This is a genomic window from Vibrio sp. M260121, assembly GCF_036533715.1.
Classification (GTDB): domain Bacteria; phylum Pseudomonadota; class Gammaproteobacteria; order Enterobacterales; family Vibrionaceae; genus Vibrio.
Genome location: NZ_JATABF010000123.1, coordinates 1 through 524, shown reverse-complemented (window position 1 = coordinate 524; position 524 = coordinate 1). Strand labels below are relative to the sequence as shown.

At 48.5% G+C, this 524-nt stretch carries 1 rRNA gene; it reads left to right on the top strand.

Annotation, left to right across the window (positions count from 1 at the left end):
- Positions 1 to 26: 26 nt before the first annotated feature.
- Positions 27 to 524 (top strand): 23S ribosomal RNA (locus tag QTO06_RS25405); the annotation flags it as partial.

The window sequence follows — 524 nt, the reverse complement described above, 5'->3', positions numbered from 1 at the left end:
CAACTCGAAACTCCTTCGGGTTGTATGGTTAAGTGACTAAGCGTACACGGTGGATGCCTTGGCAGTCAGAGGCGATGAAGGACGTATTAACTTGCGATAAGCCCAGATTAGGTAGTAAAAACCATTTGAGTCTGGGATTTCCGAATGGGGAAACCCACTTACATAAGTAAGTATCGCTGCGTGAATACATAGCGCAGCGAGGCGAACCGGGGGAACTGAAACATCTAAGTACCCCGAGGAAAAGAAATCAACCGAGATTCCGAAAGTAGCGGCGAGCGAAATTGGACTAGCCCTTAAGCTTTTTATGCGTCAGGTGAAACTTCTGGAAAGTTGTGCGATACAGGGTGATAGCCCCGTAACCGGCAACGCATTTAAAGTGAAATCGAGTAGGGCGGGACACGTGATATCCTGTCTGAATATGGGGGGACCATCCTCCAAGGCTAAATACTACTGACTGACCGATAGTGAACCAGTACCGTGAGGGAAAGGCGAAAAGAACCCCTGTGAGGGGAGTGAAATAGAAC